Below are 18025 nucleotides of genomic sequence, written 5' to 3'. Positions count from 1 at the left end.
AGATTATGGTTTTTCCTTATCTTGCTTAGACGCTTCTACTTCATTTTGTTCATTTATTTTTTTTACCGTTTCGGGTCGAAATACGGTAGTTACCCGTCCCTTAGAGTTCTTATCACTGCTGGTGGCGAGCAGTTGTTCCTTATTCATATCGTAGCTGATCGTATCACCTTTTACAGAGCTGGAGTCCTGCTGCAATTCGGCGTTCCCCTTTAATGAAATAAGGCGTTTGTTGACTTCGTAACGAATTTCGTTTGCTTGAGCTTTTACTAAGGTGCCGTCTTCCATTTTTTGTTGGTAATTGGCGGGATTCCCTCGTGCGATAAAGACTTCTTTCCCTTCACCTTTTGATGCATTAACTTCCACTTCACTGGCATCAATTTTCAGCGAGCCTTGGGTAATGCTGACATCATCCTTAAATAAAGATATCTTATTTTTGCCATCAACAAATTGTGATGCCGCGTCTACTTTTATAGGTTGTTTGAAATCTTTCGTACCAGCCAGGCTTACCCAGGGAAGCACACTAAGACTAATCAATAGCAGTAGCTTTTGGAGCAAAAGTCGTTTGAACATGATCTATTAACTCATATTGTTTAGTACGTAAATTAGCATTCAAACCATTACTTTCGATAGTATAATCAACACCGTGAATAGTAACAGGTTGGTCGGAAACCAGTTGTCTTGTATCTAAGTTCAGCTCAATAAAATCGGTTATAACCGACTTTACAAATTCCATTGAACCGCTGCTTGTTAGCACAACGTCTTTTTCCAGTTGGATTACATTACCGTTGTATAGAGTACCTTCCTTGGCTCTAAGTTGCCATGGGGTCTGGTTTTGTTCACCATAGATAGAGTATTGCGGTTGGCCAAATGAAACAAAACCCAGTAAATCATAATGCTCCATGGTAGTAGCAAATACCCGATGGTGAATATTGCCATTATCATCATAAAGCGTTGTAGTAATATTTTTCGCACGGTATGCAGGTTTATGTGCATTGACTTCCTTATAATTTCTACTGTGTGGTTTTTCACTCATCCACGTAGGAAGATAAACAAGTACCGCCAATATAAAAAGTGCTAAAATGCTTAAGGTTAACCTGCTCATACGCTTGCACCATGAATTGCATCTAATTCATCGTTGGCTTGTAACAAGGTGTCACATACCTCACGTACTGCACCAAAACCGCCGCGATTAGTGGTTACCCAATTAGCTTGTTGCTTAACTATCGGATGTGCATCGGATACGGCTATCTGTATAGCTGCGTGGGAAAACATACCCAAATCTGGCATATCGTCACCCATAGCAGCGACTTCGTTTGGTGAAAGATTTAATTGAGAAATAAGATTTTTCGCCGCAGATGTTTTTTCTTCACACCCCTGAATAATGTGTGGAACCTTTAGTGCCTGCATTCGTTGTTGGACAATGACCGACTGACGCCCCGTAATCACAGCAACCGTTATGCCAATTTTCCCCAGCGCTTTGATTCCATAGCCGTCACGTGTGTGAAACGCTTTAAGCTCCTCTCCTTGATTGCCTAGGTAAATCCTTCCATCTGAAAATACGCCATCAACATCACACAGTAATAATTTAACGTTTTTGAGCTGATCAAATAGGGAAGATTCGATGGTGGTATACAGTGTGTTAATAGTAGGCACTAAAGCACTCCTGCGCGGAGCAGCATATGCATATTAAATGCGCCCACGGGCTGTTGAGACTCATTCACTACCATGAGCGCGCTTATCTTATGGGCTTCCATTACATTCAGAGCTTCCACTGCTAAATCCTCCGCGAAGACTGTTCTACCTCCTGAAGTCATCACTTTTTCCACTGGGGTGTGATGAATATCTACCTGCGCATCCAATATCCGTCGCAAATCTCCGTCAGTGAAGATACCAATAAGTCGATTTTGCTGGTCAATGACTCCGGTCATCCCCAAGCCTTTTTTCGAGATTTCCAGTAAAGCATCTGTGATCTTATCGTCAGGCGAGACAAGAGGTAAATCTTCTCCTCGCAACATTATGTCGTTCACTTTTAACAATAATTTGCGGCCAAGGCTTCCGCCAGGGTGTGAAAGTGCAAAATCGTCCGAAGTAAACCCTTTAGCATCAAGCAGGGCGATTGCCAATGCATCGCCAAGAACGAGGGTAACCGTAGTGCTGGACGTCGGCGCCAGTCCGAGCGAGCAGGCTTCTTTTTTTACTGAGATATCCAGAACCACATCTGCATAACTTCCCAACGAGCTTGCCAGGTTGTTCGTCATTGCTACAACGGGTACACCAAGACGTTTAACTACCGGTAATATACTTAGTAACTCGCCCGTCTCACCACTATTTGATATGGCTAATAGCACATCGTCATCGCCAAGCATGCCTAAATCGCCATGATTAGCTTCGCCTGGATGCATAAAAAAAGACGGTGTTCCTGTACTGGCGAGCGTGGCGGCAATCTTATTGCCGATATGTCCAGATTTCCCCATGCCGCATACAACCACTTTACCTTTGCAGTTTAACAGTAATTTACACGCACTTTCGAATTCATCTCCCAACCGTGAAGACAATTGGTTGATTGCTTCTTGCTCAATTTGAATAACTTTTTTTGCGGATGCAATAAACGAATAGTCTTTCATTACTTATCCAAACAACCAGTACTGATATAACAGGAAACTCAACACTAAAATAAAACCTTCTACACGATTAATTTGCCGGCGGCCTTTTAGATCAAAGCTGAATAAAAACAACATCAGAGTCAAACCAAGCATCACGTACATATCGCGCTGGTATGCACCTTCCTCTAGTAATCCTGGTGCAATCAAGCCCGGCATCCCGAGCACTGCCAACAAATTAAAAATATTCGAACCTATTATATTGCCCAATGCAAGATCATCCTCCCCCTTTCTGACACCGGCGATGCACGTAGCCAATTCCGGTAAGCTGGTGCCTAAGGCAATAATAGTAAGACCAATTACAAGATCACTAATGCCGAAATGGCTAGCAATGAAAACGGCTGAATCAACCAGAAACTGAGCACTTAAAGGCAATAGAATTAAGCCCACGCCAATCCATAGCACCGCTACCCCGGTGTTGACATCTTTGGGGATTTCCTCAGCCGTTTCGGCCATCAGAGGGTCGCTTTTATCTACATGTAAAGATAACCACGCCATTCCTGCCAAAACAAACACAAATAAACCAATAAGTATCATGCCCTCATGTCGAGCCAGTTGCCCATCAAACATAAAAAACATTGCAATTAATGTTATAAGGATAAGAACGGGCATTTCTCTTTTTAGCGTAATTGATGACACTACCAACGGCTTTACTAAAGCAGTAATACCCAAGACGAGTGCTATGTTGGTGATATTTGAACCCAACGCGTTACCTACTGCGGTATTCATGTTTCCATTAGCAGAGGCAATAGCAGAAACGACAATTTCAGGCGCAGATGAACCCATGGCTACGATAGTTAAACCAATCATCATCGGAGATACGCCAATATTTCTGGCTAAGGCAGATGCACCATAGACAAAGCGGTCTGCGCTCCAGCCTAAAACAATCAATCCCAAAACAAAGATAGTTATTTGTAAAAGCACTCTATTTCACTTCTCACGTAATACAACCTGTGACCTGGTTAAGATTGTCGCAAAAACAAAGGCTTTTGCCTAATCAAATTGCGCAATACATCAATTTTACAGGAATTTTACATTCGTAAAATTAGAACATAACTTGTAACTTTTTGCTTTTGCCACGGCCCCTTGAAAAAGCGTACAATAGCCATATTGATCAAATCGCATTCCTTTGCAGTTGAAGGGTAGCACAATTTCGGCTTGCCATTTGCTTACCATGCGGTTGTTTTAAATCTACTCGCTGTAGAGCATTTACTTTACTGCGTGGCATATTTTTTTATTTTTTGTAGACATCAAGGATCGTATTCGAACAAATGGATAACCTGGTTGAAATTGATGACATAACCTTTAGCCGAGGAGATCGCCTTATTTATGACGGTATCACCATAGGCGTTCCAAAAGGTAAAATCACAGCAGTAATGGGCCCAAGCGGAATTGGCAAGACCACGCTGTTAAGGTTAATCGGCGGGCAGTTGCTTCCAGACAATGGTGATATTCGCTTCGACAATGCTTCAATTGTTAAAATGAGTCGTGGAGAACTGTACGAAACGCGCAGGCGGATGAGTATGCTTTTTCAAAGCGGTGCGCTATTTACAGATATGACCGTATTTGACAATGTCGCTTTTCCATTACGCGAGCACACGAAGCTATCTGAAGACATTATTGCGACTATTGTTGCTTTAAAGCTTCAAGCAGTGGGCTTACGTGGTGCCGCATCGCTAATGCCCTCTGAGTTATCAGGCGGTATGGCAAGACGGGCCGCACTTGCTCGCGCGATTGCATTGGACCCCGATTTAATCATGTTCGATGAGCCCTTTGCTGGACAAGACCCAATATCGATGGGTGTGTTAGTTAAGCTAATTCGTGAGCTTAACGACGCGCTTAATTTAACCAGTGTGGTAGTAACGCACGATGTGACCGAAGTACTGACTATTGCCGATTACATTTATATATTGGCCGATAAGCGGGTGATAGGGCAGGGCACTGCTCAGCAAATTCGCGAGAGCGATTCCGAATTAGTGCAACAGTTTTTGAAAGGACAGGCAGATGGACCCGTACCTTTTCATTACCCTGCCCAAAATATTGAAGAGGCAATGTTTGGAGCTAACCCATGAACGCCATCCACGCCTTAGGCGTTAAAACGATTTCGCGTTTTGCCGCAGCAGGAAGGGCTGCGTTGATGCTGTTTGGTGCGCTGTTCGCAGTGCCCAGAGTGAAAAATATTCCACTGACAATTAAACAGGTTTATGTGGTTGGTGTTCAGTCGCTGTTAATCATCCTGGTGTCAGGATTGTTCATCGGCATGGTGATGGCACTTCAAGGCTATACTATTTTGGTAGATTATGGGGCTGAGGCTAGCCTTGGGCCAATGGTTGCGCTATCGCTGCTACGAGAGTTAGGGCCTGTGGTAACGGCACTATTGTTCGCCGGTAGAGCTGGCTCCGCGCTGACTGCAGAAATCGGCTTAATGAAGGCGACGGAGCAATTAAGTAGTTTAGAAATGATGGCAGTTGACCCACTCAGACGAGTGGTGGCGCCAAGATTTTGGGCAGGGCTTATTTCGATGCCAATGCTTGCGTTGTTGTTCAGCGCTATTGGTATTTTGGGAGGGCATTTGGTTGGCGTAGACTGGCTAGGTGTTGACAGTGGTAGCTACTGGTCAATAATGCAATCGACTGTTGATTTTGATAAAGACGTTCTTAATGGCATTATCAAAAGTTTTGTTTTCGCCACAGTTGTAACCTGGATTGCCATATTTAAAGGTTATGATTGTATCCCAACGTCTGAAGGGATCAGTAAAGCCACAACAGAAACGGTAGTGTTTTCGTCATTAGCCGTATTGGGCTTAGATTTTGTTTTAACCGCACTGATGTTCGGAATTGAATAAGGAGTAACAATGAACAAGTACAGAGTGGAACTGATGGTGGGCGTATTTGTCCTGTTAACAATTGGTGCGATTTTATTGCTTTCTCTAAAGGTGGCTAATCAGACCATTACTAATCAGGGGGATACTTATACGCTGTTTGCCAAGTTCGATAACATCGGGGGCTTAAAAGAGCGCTCGGCGGTAAAGGTGGGGGGCGTGATTATTGGTAGAGTGGCGTCAATCAAACTTGATAGGGAAGACTTTACACCCGTTGTTGAGCTGAGCATATTGCAGGAATACAATGAGTTTCCTGAAACCAGTTCGGTATCAATCCTGACTTCAGGTCTACTTGGTGAGCAGTACGTTGGTTTCCAACCGGGCTTTACCATCGATGGAATTGAGAATTTGAAAGATGGCGATTATTTACAGGATACGAAATCAGCACTAGTGCTCGAAGATTTGATTGGTCAGTTCTTGTTTAATAGAGGCAAAGATGAGTAGTAAGTACTCACTAAAGAAATTTTTTTTTGGTAGGAGCGTAAGCGTGAAAAAGTTATCGGTGGTCATTGGTCTGTGGGTATGTGCAGTTTTTGGTGCAAACGCAGACTCTGCAATTAATGAGCAGAATCCTTATGAGCTGGTCGAGGATGTCGCTATGAGAACCTTTGATCGAATGAAGGCAAACCAAACTCAAATTGAAAAAAATCCTGAAGTGCTGCGCACCATTATGGAAGAAGAGCTTCTACCTCATATTGATTATCAGTTTGCTGCCTTTATGGTATTAGGTAAACATTTCAAATCCGTTCCTAAGGCTAAATTATCTGAATATGTTAGTGTTTTTAGGCAGTATTTAATTACTACCTATGCGGTGGCGATGGGATACTATGATAATCAAACTGTAGAGTTTGAGCCGGAAGCTTCGTTTGAAGATAAAAAAAGCGTTACTGTTCGCGCTATCGTGAAGGATCCCCAAAGGCCCGAAATCAATATCGCTTTTAAAGTTAGAAAGGATAGCCGAACAAACGAATGGAAAGCGTATGATATGGTTGCTGAAGGGATCAGTATGCTTAATAGCAAGCGTAGCGAATTTGAATCTATATTACGCCAGCAGGGAATTGATCAGGTGATAGCATTGATGAATGATAAAATTTCTCGACCTGTTCAACTTAAAGAACGCGAAGAAAGTGCAGAATAAAAAGTGAATCCCATTTTTCAGGTAAATAGCGATGGAAAAGTCGCGGTTAAAGGTAACCTTGATCGCGATGTGCTGCAAAAGAATTGGTGGGAAATGCTTAGCGCTACACAGCGTGAACAGCTCATTTCCAATAGACAGTGCGAATTTGATTTAAGCAGTGTAGAACGGGTTGATAGCGCAGGACTGGCGTGGCTGATAAACGCAATAAGAGATGCCCGTAAACAGGCAATTGACCTTACGTTAACTGATGCCCCGGCAAAATTAATTAAGCTTGCTAAAATCAGTGAGATGGATAAGCTTTTGCCAATGTCCGAAACGCAAACAATTTAAAACGCGATAGTTTAAAGGTTATTAATGGAAGCAAAAGAAATTGAAGCAGTGTTGTTGTCAGCGCTTAACCTTGCCGAAGTGCACGTTAAGCAAGATGGCTCACACTATACTATCGTCGCGGTAAGCGATGAAATCAGCCAGTTAAGCAGAGTGAAGCGTCAACAGGCAATTTATGCACCGCTTTCCGATAAAATAGCCGATGGCACCATGCATGCCATATCTATCAAAACTTTCTCTGAAAAAGATTGGCAGCGTGAACGTCAATTCCATATACCTTCATAGATAACAGGTAATTTTCGTGGAAAAACTAATAATAACTAAAAGCCCACCATTAAGAGGTGAGGTTACCATTTCAGGAGCGAAGAACGCTGCATTACCGTTGCTAATGACGGCGCTGTTAACCGAAAAACCTTGTCGCTATTCTAATGTACCTGTACTGCGTGACATCAATACTACGGTAGCATTACTAAAGGAATTAGGGGTGCGTGTTGATAAATACGCAGACAATCAGGTACATTTGTGTGCGGATTCGTTATCCAGCGTGACCGCCTCCTATGATCTGGTTCGTACAATGCGAGCTTCTATTTTGGTATTAGGGCCACTATTGGCGAAGCAAGGCAAAGCCAACGTTTCGCTGCCAGGAGGCTGTGCTATAGGAGCGCGCCCGGTAAATCTGCATTTAGCTGGTTTAGAAAAAATGGGTGCGAAGATCGAAGTTGATGAAGGCTATATTCGAGCTGAAGTTAACGGCAGGCTTAAAGGTGCCAGAATTTTTATGGATATGGTTAGTGTCGGTGCCACCGAAAACTTAATGATGGCAGCAGCATTAGCGCAAGGTACTACCGTACTGGAGAACGCTGCTCGAGAGCCCGAAATTGTGGATTTGGCCGCTTGTTTGACTAGTATGGGTGCGAACATTACTGGCGCGGGAACGGATAATATAACTATTGAAGGTGTAGACTCACTCGATGGGTGTAATTACGCTGTTTTACCCGACCGAATAGAAACGGGTACGTTTTTGGTTGCGGCAGCGATAACAGGCGGCAAGATAAAATGCCTGGATGCCGCACCACACACGCTGGATGCCGTATTGGATAAGCTAGAGCAGGCTGGTGCTAACGTTTCCATTGGCGACGATTGGATAGAGCTGGATATGCAGAACCGTGAGCTCAAAGCAGTAAACGTAAAAACAGCTCCTCACCCAGCATTCCCTACAGACATGCAAGCCCAGTTTGTTACGCTAAACTGTGCTGCAACAGGCACCGGGGTGGTAACCGAAACCATTTTTGAAAACCGCTTTATGCATGTGCCGGAACTGCAAAGAATGGGCGCTAACATAGCGCTAGAGGCTAATAGTGCCGTTACTAAAGGAAGTTCGACACTAAAAGGTGCGCCGGTAATGGCGACAGATTTGCGTGCCTCTGCCAGTTTAGTTATTGCTGGTTTGATCGCAGAGGGAGAAACGCATGTGAATCGTATCTATCACTTAGATAGAGGGTACGAAAGCATCGAAAAGAAATTAAATAATCTCGGCGCACATATCAGGCGAGTTAATACGTAATTATTTGAATAAAAAATGCCGTCCTATTATGCGGCATTTTTTTATGTTGCTTTGTGAACGCACAAGCCTTACTCTCCCGACGCGTTTAGCGCTACGTAACTGTATGCCCTCACGTACGACAGTAAACATGATAAACATGTCGTAGGCGGGCGAAATGCCTCCAAGTATTTAGTCTGCACGAATTAAATTACCTCCCTATTACGCTACACCCGTATTCGCTATAGAGATTGTTTTAGCTCATTCATTAACGATCAACATTGCGAGAAAGAGTAACAATCCGCCTAAACTTTTTACAATAGTATTCCCCTGCTACCGTATTTTTATGCGCTTAAAAACGTGATTTACATCATTACATGATTTTAATAATCACTCGTTATTGTGTATAACCATTCATTTAAGTGGTTGATAGGCAATAGATTACATTGTTCATTATAAAACTAATATATTTCTTTAGCATACCCTCTCAGTTCATATGGCGCGTACATTGCTTGCTACCTCCTGAAGTTATAAATTTTTTATGGAGGCACTAATGACTATTGCTAAGAAAGGTATTCTGAAAACTTCGGCTTTAGCAGCGATGGGGTTAACAGCTATTGTAGGGTGCGCAAGCAACGGCGACACAGATGATAAATTTGTGAGTACTTGTAATGCTGAAACAATTAATGAAATGAAAGAATTAAATGCGTCATTAAACGACGCCATTTATAAGAAAAAAGTAAGATGGACGCCTGCTGGCGCGAAGGCTTTACAAGCCGAACTTCAGGAAGCTATTAACAATTGCGATCCAAACACCTCAGCGACACTTATCGCTCGTGCGGAGAAAGAAGTAACAACTATCAAGCAACGAGAAGCAGAGGAAGAGAAGAAGCGTTTAGCGCAAGAACGTGCTAAGAAGGAAAACCAGCGCTATCTTGAAATGGCAGAGAAAGAATGGGAGCAAGTTAAAACGTACGATAACTTGAGCGAAAATCAGCAAGAGTTAAAAAATGAAGGAAAAACTGCGCTTAATCAGGACAAGGGACGCAAATCTTACAATATATTGCACAGTTTGAACGAAGAACTCAAAAATCGCGTTGAAGAGTATGTCGTGAAAGATGGTGATACGTTGTGGGAAATCGCGGCAAGTTCACAAATATACGGCAACCCTTGGCAGTGGCCCGCTATCCACGATGAAAATCGCAATAAAATTGAAGATCCTAATTTAATCTATCCCGGCCAGAAACTTATGATTGATAAGAATGCAGGCCAGACGGAACTTACGGTACAAGCGCGAAAAAATGACCTATTACAATAAGTCTGTATGTCATTATTAGCGAGCGTCGCGATTAAAAAGGGGAGCTAAGCTCCCCTTTTTACTTTTTACTTTTTACTTTTTATTTTTCACTTTTCACTATTCATTCAAAGGGTAGGTCTGGCGTTTTTTTCGGCAAATTACATAGCGTAGGATTGTAGAATGAGTGTAAAAAACATGGATATTGTTTCGCTCTTCGGGCGTTTGTACGGGGTGAGCGGACCAATCTGACGCCATTGCATTTCATTCAACCTACACACATAGGTTTATCAAAGGTAGAAGAATTTCGCCCTGAATAAGAGTCGATAATCTTGAATGTAAACAGGTGAAAAACCTAAGCGCCTAATTCCGCAACGACTACCTTAAAGGTAATTAACTCGTCACCGCGACTTATTTCCAGCTCCAATTCCGTTCCTGGTGACGTCTCTGCAATCATGTCTAGCGTTTTCGAGGCACTCTCCAGGCGAACGCCGTCAATAGCGAGAATCATATCGCCCGCTTTTAATCCCGCTTTCCCAACTGGGCTGTTATTAGATACAGCTGTTACGACAATACCCGGCCCGCCTCGATATTCTTGCCCTATAAAACCAAGTTGCCCACGGGTTACTTTGCCCTCGGTGATAATTTCATCCATCACGCGTTTTGCAAGTTCGTAAGGAACAGCAAAGTTAATACCGTCTACGTTTCTAATTCGCCGAGAGGAATCACGCACCTGAAAGTTTGCATTCGTTATCCCCACCAGGTATCCATTACTGTCAACGAGGGCGCCACCTGAATTACCCTGATTCAAAACGGCATCAGTTTGAATGAAATCTACGTAATTAGATAGGCCATTTCTGCCTGCGCGACTCACAATACCATGAGTAATAGTTTGGCCTAGGTCGTAAGGGTTACCGATGGCCATTACCACATCACCAACACGAAGATTCGGCTCTTTTAGCTGTGGAATAACGTGTAAGTTATCTGCATTCACTTTTAATACCGCAAGGTCAGTTAACGGGTCATTACCGATAATCTGTGCTTCCAACACCCGTCCATCTTGAACTGCGACGAAGATACTATCGGCATTCTTTACCACATGGTGACAGGTTAACAAGTATCCATTCTCAGTCATGATTACACCAGAGCCGAGACTGGTGCGCTCTCTAGGTTGATTGCGAAATAAGCCTGTATCGTTCTCGATGCTCACGCTATAAATATTGACAACTGCTGGGGCTGCTTGACTTAACGAACTAAAATGAGAATCGCGAACGGGGGCTAAGGGCGATTCGGCGAATAAATTTTCCGAAAACCCACTCCCTTTACGCAAATCAGGTACCAAAAGCAATATTAGGACAGCAACAATCAGTCCAAGAAAAGCAGCTTTAAAAAGATAGGTGATAAACCGAGTACCAGACACAATTAGACATTCTCTGCAGTTAAAAATTTAGCCTGATTCGAAAATCATTCTAATACTTGAAAAATTAAATCAAAACAAAGAATACCACTGTTGAAAGTGATCGCCAATGGAAAGTGGAATAAGGGCAGCGAGCGTTACGCTGCCCAAATGAGGATTCTAACGAATTACTAAATACAGGGTAGAATTACCACGTCTGACATTTAAGGCAATAACACCTGAGGCTGAGTCCAATGCGTCTCGGAACTCACCTACTGTAGTGATCCGCTTACGGTTCACGCCGATAATAACATCATCAGATTGTAAACCGATACGTGCAGCAGGGCTATTGCGCTGTAATTCGGTAACCTGTACACCGGCATTGCCCGCCCCGTCGTCACCGTTAATTAATGTTGCCCCTTCGAGCGCTGGGTGAATTTGTGCAGCAGTCACTTCCGTTTGGGTGGCATCGTCTAACACAACATCCACTTTCATTTTATCGCCTTTGCGAAGAATGGTGAGTTCAACTTTGGCCCCCGCGCCCATACTGGCGATTTTAGCCCGTAGTTCGGCAAAGCTGTTTAAGTTTCTCCCATTAATCGCGGTGATAATATCACCCGCCTTCAATCCGGCTTTTTCTGCTGCGGATTCTGGTTGTACCTCACTCACAAATGCTCCAATATTCACCTTAGCATTCATTGCTTCAGCAAGACCAGCATCGACATCACTACCTAATATACCAAGCAAACCCCGGCGTACTTCACCAAACTCAGCAATCTGGTCTACCAGACTTTTCATCATATTGCTTGGGATAGCGAAGCCAATTCCAACGTTACCCCCGTTTGGACCAAAGATAGCGGTGTTTATACCTACCAATTCACCCTTTAGGTTAACTAGCGCGCCACCAGAATTTCCGCGGTTAATAGCCGCATCGGTTTGGATATAGTCTTCGTAACCGCCAATGTTAAGTCCAGAACGTCCCAATGCACTAACGATGCCGGATGTAACTGTTTGGGAAAGACCAAAGGGGTTACCCACCGCAACTACAAAGTCACCGACACGCATTTTGTCTGAATTGGCAATGGGGAGGGCTGTTAAGTCGTCTGCGTCTATTTTAAGCAAAGCGATATCGCTTTGTTCGTCTTCGCCAAGCTTTTTAGCTTTAAAAACTCGGCCACCTCTAAGCTTAACTGTAATTTCGTCTGCGTGTTGTACTACGTGCGCGTTAGTAACAACATAACCTTTTTCAGCATCTATGATAACGCCTGAGCCTAAACCTCTGAATGGTCGCTCTTGAAGTTGCTCTTGAGGGGCCCCAAAGAAGTAGCGGAACATTTCCGGTACTTGCTGGCGGGCCGTCTGGGTCCCTTCTACCGCAATACTCACAACAGCGGGGGTGGCTTTTTCAAGCATCGGTGCCAGCGTGGGTACCTCTTTATCCTTATCATTGCCGAAAAAGGGTAACGCTGCCGAAGCTTGCATGTGAAGACCAAAGGCGCCAACAACAATACTGGACACCATCAACATCTGGCGAAAACGCTTATTCATACTCGCTCACACTCCTTACTATACTATGCGACATATGTGGTTAACTCAGAGACTGAAGGGAAGGTAAAAAGTTCCCTTAGCGGGGTTTTTCTTCGGTAGACTGCTCAGCTGAACCGACGAATAACCCAGAACCCGTGTTTGCAAAGTCAAGTGGTTGCGCACCAGCGACCTTAGATGATTTACTCTTTTCTTTGCCTTTTAGATTATTTCTTAAATAAGTAGTCGCCTGTTCGCCGTAAAATGGAACACGCGACGTATCATCATTATCACCTTGTTTCAACAAGGTTTCATATTCTTCCACTTGCTGCTTGAGTGCGTAACATTGATTCTCAATGTCTTCAATCGTTTGACGTGTTTGATGGATATGATGTTCAGCCTGCTGCGCCATCATATCTTTAATAGACTGTTCAGCACGTTTTTCGGCATAGCTGTTATCCGACCCAGTATACATATGACGAGCAACAAAAAATCCAATAATCAGACCTGTAGCCAGTAATGCTAGAGGAATTAATACATCCATCGACATCTCCAATCAGTTTCTTGGGTAATTAGGGTTGGTAATTATAAATACGCTTCATTGTGAAATTAAGAGCGGTTGTTATTTTGACTATAGCAAGTAACCACTACCAATGCGCGAGAAAATTGTTGGTAAATATACCGCAACCGGTGCATTGGAATTCCGCTAAATTTATTATTCACCGTGATTTCCCCTTAAATTAGGGCCATAATGACATTTTTCAAGCGCTTTAAAAGATGTTCGGTTTATTACCATGAGTTCAGCAGTAACGTCACCTTTGACTCCCTGGCAAAAATATCAGCAAGATCTTGCACTTCCTGACTTTCATTATGACTCAGCACAGGAAAATGCGGTAAAAGAATTACAACGATTATATGACGATCTTACCGAAGCTCAGGTGGAAAAAACGTGGTCAAGCAAATTTAAGTCATTGTTCGGAAAATCGGATTTACCCGCCGCAGTTGAGGGTATTTATTTTTATGGGGGAGTGGGTAGAGGGAAAACCTATTTAGTCGATACTTTTTATGAGTGCCTGCCATTTCATAATAAAATGCGCGTGCATTTTCACCGTTTTATGTATCGAATTCATGATGAACTCAAGCAGTTGAAAGATGTGTCTGATCCGCTACAAGCTATCGCAGCAAAAATTGCAAAAGAAACGCGCGTCATTTGTTTTGATGAGTTTTTCGTTTCTGACATTACTGATGCCATGATTTTAGGCACCTTGATGGAGGCACTTTTTACCCATCGTATAGTGTTGGTGGCTACATCGAACATTATTCCAGATGACTTATATAAAAACGGTTTACAGCGCGCCCGTTTTCTTCCGGCAATACGTTTAATCAATGAGCATACTCGGGTAATCAATGTCGACAGCGGAATAGATTATCGATTGCGTACATTGGAGCAGGCAGAGATTTATCATTATCCCTTGGACGAAGTGGCCACAAAAAATCTGCATGAGTACTTTTTACAATTAGCACCGGAAGTAGGAACAGAAGATGAAACCATTGAAATTAATCATCGGCCAATAAAAACGACTCGTAATGCAGATGGTGTAATGATGATTGACTTCAAAGGACTTTGTGAAGGGCCTCGCAGCCAAAGCGATTACATTGAAATCAGTCGGATTTACCATTCTGTTCTGTTAGCTAACGTGAAAGCAATGGGACAACACAACGATGATACGGCCAGGCGCTTCATTGCTATGGTAGATGAATTTTACGAACGCAATGTAAAGTTAATTATGTCTGCGGCTGTTCCTCTGGAATTGCTCTATAGTGAAGGAAAACTTACCTTTGAATTTAAACGTTGCTTAAGTCGTTTAAAAGAAATGCAGTCACATGAGTATCTGGCATTACAGCATTTACCCTAGGGGCTGTTATCTAACAGATAATCGGGTAGAATCGGGCTAATTTTTTATCCCTCTTACAGGGATAGCGTGTGAACAGTTACAGTTAATGATGCGAGAAAGTTAAGATGGGAAGAGCATTTGAAGTAAGAAAAGCGGCAATGGCGAAAACTGCTGGCGCAAAAACGAAAGTTTATTCGAAATACGGTAAAGAAATTTACGTGTGTGCCAAAAACGGCGGGACCGATCCTGATACTAATCTGTCATTGAAGCGTCTTATGGAGAAGGCTAAGAAAGACCAGGTTCCAGGTCATGTTATTGACAAAGCTATTGATAAAGCCGCAGGTGGCGCCGGTGAAGACTTCGTGCCAGCACGGTATGAAGGTTTTGGGCCGGGCAACTGCATGGTAATTGTTGACTGTTTGACCGACAATAACAATCGTACCATCACCGATGTGCGTAACTGTTTCACTAAAACAGGGGCAAAAATAGGTGCACCAGGTGCAGTTTCTCACATGTTTGATCATCAGGCCGTTTTCGTATTTGAAGGCGAAGACGAGGACGCTATATTAGAAGTGCTGATGGAAGCTGACGTTGATGTAACGGAAGTTGAGCAAGAAGACGGTAAAATTACTGTCTACGCGCCAAATACAGAATTTTATAAAGTAAAAACCGCATTGACGGATGCGTACCCGGATATCAACTTTGACGCAGAAGAGATCAGTTGGATCCCACAGACTGAAACCGACATCAGTGAAGACGATTTACCTATGTTTGAAAAGTTCATGGAAATGTTAAACGACTGTGATGACGTACAGGATGTTTATCATAATGCGAATTTGCCAGGGTGATCGCTAAAAGTTAGTAGACAGTGAAAGCCCTCATTACGGAGGGTTTTTGCACCCCCATTATTATAGTAATGGGAACCCCATTCCTTCTTGTCATGCTTCTACCGTTTTAAACATTACTATGTCCGAATAGTTGTTAGGCTCGCCGCAAGATTTCGACGAAGCTGGATAGTCAACTGGGCGATAAGTTTTCATAGGTAGATGCCCCTTATAAACTTTTCAGGTGCTGCGCCAGGCCTTCTTCCCGCATTGTGTAATCGGTAGCTTGACGCTGGTGATTACCCATCTTTCAATACGTGTTTCGACTTTGCTGTACTCAACCACGTACACCAGGGACATTCCTTCATCGCACCCTTCATTGCTATCATTTACGTTGCTGTTTTGGCAGGCTTGCTACCTGCTCGGGAATATCAATGGATAATGGATGAGTCTACTTTTGCTTAGGTAACAGTGGCTTCGAGTAACATTGAGGGAAACGGCCTTAATTTAGTCGACCGCAAGTCCACATCAAATAGCGCAACGTACAATCAATATCTCATACAGGCATGTAGATTTGTAAAAGCAATGACTGTAAATAGATTTAAAGTGGCGGCCAGCCATATTATGTAACCAAAAGGGATAGACAAGCAATTGACGCACAACAACAATAAAGACGGTGCTGACGCCGGGCATCACGATAAATGGGAGGCGCAAAGCGGCATTTCATTTCGTGAAGCGAGGCAGACAAAGCTATTGAAAGTGTTTTTAGTGCTGTCCGTCATTTATACGCTTTATTTAGCGAAAACGCTGTTCATACCTCTCGTGTTTTCCGCATTTATCGCATTATTGCTTAGCCCTTTAGTGACAGTAGGCAGGAAGCTCTATATTCCCCGTACTATTTCTGCTTTTGTGCTGATTGGACTACTGATAGCGCCTTTCTCATTTTTAGGCGTAGAGTTGGTAAAACCGGCTGAGCGCTGGATGGAAACATTACCCAAAATATCGGCGCAGCTTACAGATCACATTCAGGAAATAAGCGATAAGTTTGAAAAAGAACAAAATAAAGCTCAGGCGGAAGCTGATTTAAAACGCAAAGAGGATAACGAAGACTCTTTTTTCGGTAATTGGTTTAAAGAAGACGAACCCGAGGTCAAGGAAGAGCCCGTGGAGGAAAATGTTGTCACTGGCCAAATCAAGCAAGGTAGTGTTGAGGTATTACTGTCTGTTTTAGCTACCGCGCCTTTTCTAATTGCACAGGTGTTCGGTAGTATCATACTGATACTCTTCCTACTTATATTCGGCCCCGCCTTATTTAACGTGTTTATAAAGGATTTCCCAGTAGTGGTAAACAAGCGACGCACTGTAGTGCTTGTAGGGCAAATCCAAAAACGTCTCTCTAATTATATTATCACCATTAGCTTAATAAATGGCTTGTTGGGTCTATGTACGGCGATTGCCTTTTACTTGCTCGGTGTCGAAGATGCAATTCTCTGGGGGGTGTTAGTGGGAATGCTCAATTTTGTGCCCTATTTAGGAGGTCTGATAAGTTGCACAATCCTATTGATGGTCGGGGTGGTACAATATGGGTTGGTATCGACTGCTTTTCTACCGCCAGCGGTGTTTTTATGTATCAATATCCTGGAATCTCAATTCATTACGCCGGCTATATTGGGTCAAAGTTTCAGACTTAATCCACTTATTATCATACTCTGGCTCGCTGTAATGGGCTGGTTATGGGGCGTAATGGGCATATTACTTGCCGTGCCCATTCTCGTATGCGTTAAGATCATTCTTGAACATCTTGATGTATTACCCCATTGGGTGAAACTACTTGAGTCAAAAGGTTGAGCCCGATTTTACCAAGCTAGAGTGCAGAGAAATGCGTTGCGAGACGTTCGCCAGCCTAGGTCTTAATTAGCCGGAGGAATACCTCTCGATCAGGGTCATGCTGGCATCTGCATCTGGTTTCCTATCCAAAAGGAGTAGGCTGTTATGGGTACTACACCATTCATCCATACCGTGGGACAAATCTTCGTTTGTTCACTATCCCCAGGTTTAAGAAACCCTGCAAAGACCAATTCAGGCGGTTTTAACGCTAGTTTATAGCGGGAAGTTGTTATAGCTGCGAAACAGTGATATAAAAATTTCTTTTATTTTATCGCCAGTATGAGCCGTTTGCTGTAAAATCCCTCGCGGAGTTGGCCAGGCAATCGCTGCTCTCGTAAGAGAGGGGAGGAAAGTCCGGGCTCCATAGGGCAGAGTGCCAGATAACATCTGGGCGGCGTGAGCCGACGACAAGTGCAGCAGAGAGCAAACCGCCTAAGCATATTTATATGCCGGTAAGGGTGAAAGGGTGCGGTAAGAGCGCACCGCGCAACTGGTAACAGTTTGTGGCACGGTAAACTCCACTCGGAGCAAGACCAAATAGGATCCCGCTATATGTGGCCCGCGTTGGGATCGGGTAGGTTGCTTGAACTATTCAGCGATGAATAGGCTAGAGGAATGATTGCCCCAGACAGAACCCGGCTTATCGGCCAACTCCACTC

At 43.5% G+C, this 18025-nt stretch carries 19 protein-coding genes and 1 other RNA gene; 12 read left to right on the top strand and 8 right to left on the bottom strand.

What is annotated here, in order from left to right:
• Positions 1–3 precede the first annotated feature (3 nt).
• Genes lptA through OPS28_RS01290 form a run of 5 tightly spaced genes read right to left on the bottom strand, consistent with a single transcriptional unit; the run spans position 4 to position 3584 of the window.
• Positions 4–534: a lipopolysaccharide transport periplasmic protein LptA gene (lptA, locus tag OPS28_RS01310; protein ID WP_265607617.1), complete on the bottom strand. Its 531-nt coding sequence runs from the start codon at positions 532–534 to the stop codon at positions 4–6.
• Positions 527–1102 carry an LPS export ABC transporter periplasmic protein LptC gene (gene lptC, locus OPS28_RS01305; RefSeq protein ID WP_265607616.1) on the bottom strand — a complete coding sequence of 192 codons (576 nt, stop codon included), beginning with the start codon at positions 1100–1102 and terminating at the stop codon, positions 527–529. Before lptC ends, lptA begins: the two co-directional genes overlap by 8 nt.
• A complete protein-coding gene (kdsC, locus tag OPS28_RS01300; protein WP_265607615.1) occupies positions 1099–1653 on the bottom strand; it encodes a 3-deoxy-manno-octulosonate-8-phosphatase KdsC in 555 nt (184 codons plus the stop codon). The genes lptC and kdsC overlap by 4 nt, the downstream gene beginning before the upstream one ends.
• Positions 1653–2624 carry a KpsF/GutQ family sugar-phosphate isomerase gene (locus OPS28_RS01295; protein ID WP_265607614.1) on the bottom strand — a complete coding sequence of 324 codons (972 nt, stop codon included), beginning with the start codon at positions 2622–2624 and terminating at the stop codon, positions 1653–1655. The genes kdsC and OPS28_RS01295 overlap by 1 nt, the downstream gene beginning before the upstream one ends.
• Before the next feature lie 3 nt (positions 2625–2627).
• Complete coding sequence (locus OPS28_RS01290) at positions 2628–3584, bottom strand: calcium/sodium antiporter (protein WP_265607613.1); 957 nt, start codon at positions 3582–3584, stop codon at positions 2628–2630.
• Between the two features lie 347 nt (positions 3585–3931).
• Here OPS28_RS01290 and mlaF point away from each other — a divergent pair, with 347 nt between their 5' ends.
• The 8 genes from mlaF to OPS28_RS01250 all read left to right on the top strand — a co-directional run bounded on the left by mlaF (position 3932) and on the right by OPS28_RS01250 (position 9864).
• A complete protein-coding gene (gene mlaF / locus OPS28_RS01285) occupies positions 3932–4732 on the top strand; it encodes a phospholipid ABC transporter ATP-binding protein MlaF (protein ID WP_265607612.1) in 801 nt (266 codons plus the stop codon).
• Positions 4729–5505, top strand: a complete 777-nt coding sequence (gene mlaE / locus OPS28_RS01280) for a lipid asymmetry maintenance ABC transporter permease subunit MlaE (RefSeq protein WP_265607611.1) — start codon at positions 4729–4731, stop codon at positions 5503–5505. The genes mlaF and mlaE overlap by 4 nt, the downstream gene beginning before the upstream one ends.
• Before the next feature lie 9 nt (positions 5506–5514).
• Positions 5515–5985, top strand: a complete 471-nt coding sequence (gene mlaD / locus OPS28_RS01275) for an outer membrane lipid asymmetry maintenance protein MlaD (protein WP_265607610.1) — start codon at positions 5515–5517, stop codon at positions 5983–5985.
• Positions 5986–6028: 43 nt separating this feature from the next.
• Positions 6029–6679 (top strand): MlaC/ttg2D family ABC transporter substrate-binding protein, encoded by a 651-nt coding sequence (locus OPS28_RS01270; protein WP_265607609.1) that lies wholly within the window; start codon positions 6029–6031, stop codon positions 6677–6679.
• A gap of 3 nt (positions 6680–6682) precedes the next feature.
• Positions 6683–7009 carry an STAS domain-containing protein gene (locus OPS28_RS01265; protein WP_265607608.1) on the top strand — a complete coding sequence of 109 codons (327 nt, stop codon included), beginning with the start codon at positions 6683–6685 and terminating at the stop codon, positions 7007–7009.
• A gap of 24 nt (positions 7010–7033) precedes the next feature.
• Positions 7034–7291 carry a BolA family protein gene (locus OPS28_RS01260; RefSeq protein WP_265607607.1) on the top strand — a complete coding sequence of 86 codons (258 nt, stop codon included), beginning with the start codon at positions 7034–7036 and terminating at the stop codon, positions 7289–7291.
• Positions 7292–7307: 16 nt separating this feature from the next.
• Positions 7308–8570 carry a UDP-N-acetylglucosamine 1-carboxyvinyltransferase gene (murA, locus tag OPS28_RS01255; RefSeq protein ID WP_265607606.1) on the top strand — a complete coding sequence of 421 codons (1263 nt, stop codon included), beginning with the start codon at positions 7308–7310 and terminating at the stop codon, positions 8568–8570.
• Positions 8571–9099: 529 nt separating this feature from the next.
• Entirely contained in the window at positions 9100–9864 is a 765-nt protein-coding gene (locus tag OPS28_RS01250) for a LysM peptidoglycan-binding domain-containing protein (protein WP_265607605.1), read from the top strand.
• A 331-nt stretch (positions 9865–10195) separates the two neighbouring features.
• Here the strand turns inward: OPS28_RS01250 and OPS28_RS01245 are convergent, their stop codons facing one another.
• The 3 genes from OPS28_RS01245 to OPS28_RS01235 form a co-directional block, all read right to left on the bottom strand.
• On the bottom strand, positions 10196–11260 hold the full coding sequence (locus tag OPS28_RS01245; RefSeq protein WP_265607604.1) for a trypsin-like peptidase domain-containing protein: 1065 nt from the start codon (positions 11258–11260) through the stop codon (positions 10196–10198).
• Positions 11261–11416: 156 nt separating this feature from the next.
• Positions 11417–12784 carry a DegQ family serine endoprotease gene (locus OPS28_RS01240; protein WP_442863960.1) on the bottom strand — a complete coding sequence of 456 codons (1368 nt, stop codon included), beginning with the start codon at positions 12782–12784 and terminating at the stop codon, positions 11417–11419.
• A gap of 76 nt (positions 12785–12860) precedes the next feature.
• A complete protein-coding gene (locus OPS28_RS01235) occupies positions 12861–13304 on the bottom strand; it encodes a ZapG family protein (RefSeq protein ID WP_265607603.1) in 444 nt (147 codons plus the stop codon).
• Between the two features lie 274 nt (positions 13305–13578).
• Between OPS28_RS01235 and zapE the strand changes: the two genes are divergently transcribed.
• From zapE to rnpB, 4 genes are all read left to right on the top strand, one after another.
• Positions 13579–14676, top strand: coding sequence for a cell division protein ZapE (gene zapE / locus OPS28_RS01230; protein WP_265607740.1), 1098 nt, complete (start codon positions 13579–13581; stop codon positions 14674–14676).
• Positions 14677–14780: 104 nt separating this feature from the next.
• Positions 14781–15503: a YebC/PmpR family DNA-binding transcriptional regulator gene (locus OPS28_RS01225; protein WP_265607602.1), complete on the top strand. Its 723-nt coding sequence runs from the start codon at positions 14781–14783 to the stop codon at positions 15501–15503.
• A gap of 627 nt (positions 15504–16130) precedes the next feature.
• Positions 16131–17327: an AI-2E family transporter gene (locus OPS28_RS01220; RefSeq protein WP_332017546.1), complete on the top strand. Its 1197-nt coding sequence runs from the start codon at positions 16131–16133 to the stop codon at positions 17325–17327.
• Positions 17328–17673: 346 nt separating this feature from the next.
• An RNA gene (rnpB, locus tag OPS28_RS01215) (RNase P RNA component class A) lies at positions 17674–18025 on the top strand.

It is taken from the genome of Alteromonas sp. ASW11-130 (genome assembly GCF_026183735.1).
GTDB lineage: Bacteria > Pseudomonadota > Gammaproteobacteria > Enterobacterales > Alteromonadaceae > Alteromonas.
This window is presented reverse-complemented; position numbering and strand designations above follow the sequence as displayed.

Bases quoted from the DNA above. Each gene is read 5' to 3' on its own strand.
- lptC (WP_265607616.1), bottom strand. From the start codon at position 1,102: ATGAGCAGGTTAACCTTAAGCATTTTAGCACTTTTTATATTGGCGGTA.
- OPS28_RS01295 (WP_265607614.1), bottom strand. From the start codon at position 2,624: ATGAAAGACTATTCGTTTATTGCATCCGCAAAAAAAGTTATTCAAATT.
- mlaF (WP_265607612.1), top strand. From the start codon at position 3,932: ATGGATAACCTGGTTGAAATTGATGACATAACCTTTAGCCGAGGAGAT.
- mlaE (WP_265607611.1), top strand. From the start codon at position 4,729: ATGAACGCCATCCACGCCTTAGGCGTTAAAACGATTTCGCGTTTTGCC.
- mlaD (WP_265607610.1), top strand. From the start codon at position 5,515: ATGAACAAGTACAGAGTGGAACTGATGGTGGGCGTATTTGTCCTGTTA.
- OPS28_RS01260 (WP_265607607.1), top strand. From the start codon at position 7,034: ATGGAAGCAAAAGAAATTGAAGCAGTGTTGTTGTCAGCGCTTAACCTT.
- OPS28_RS01250 (WP_265607605.1), top strand. From the start codon at position 9,100: ATGACTATTGCTAAGAAAGGTATTCTGAAAACTTCGGCTTTAGCAGCG.
- OPS28_RS01240 (WP_442863960.1), bottom strand. From the start codon at position 12,784: ATGAATAAGCGTTTTCGCCAGATGTTGATGGTGTCCAGTATTGTTGTT.
- OPS28_RS01235 (WP_265607603.1), bottom strand. From the start codon at position 13,304: ATGGATGTATTAATTCCTCTAGCATTACTGGCTACAGGTCTGATTATT.
- OPS28_RS01225 (WP_265607602.1), top strand. From the start codon at position 14,781: ATGGGAAGAGCATTTGAAGTAAGAAAAGCGGCAATGGCGAAAACTGCT.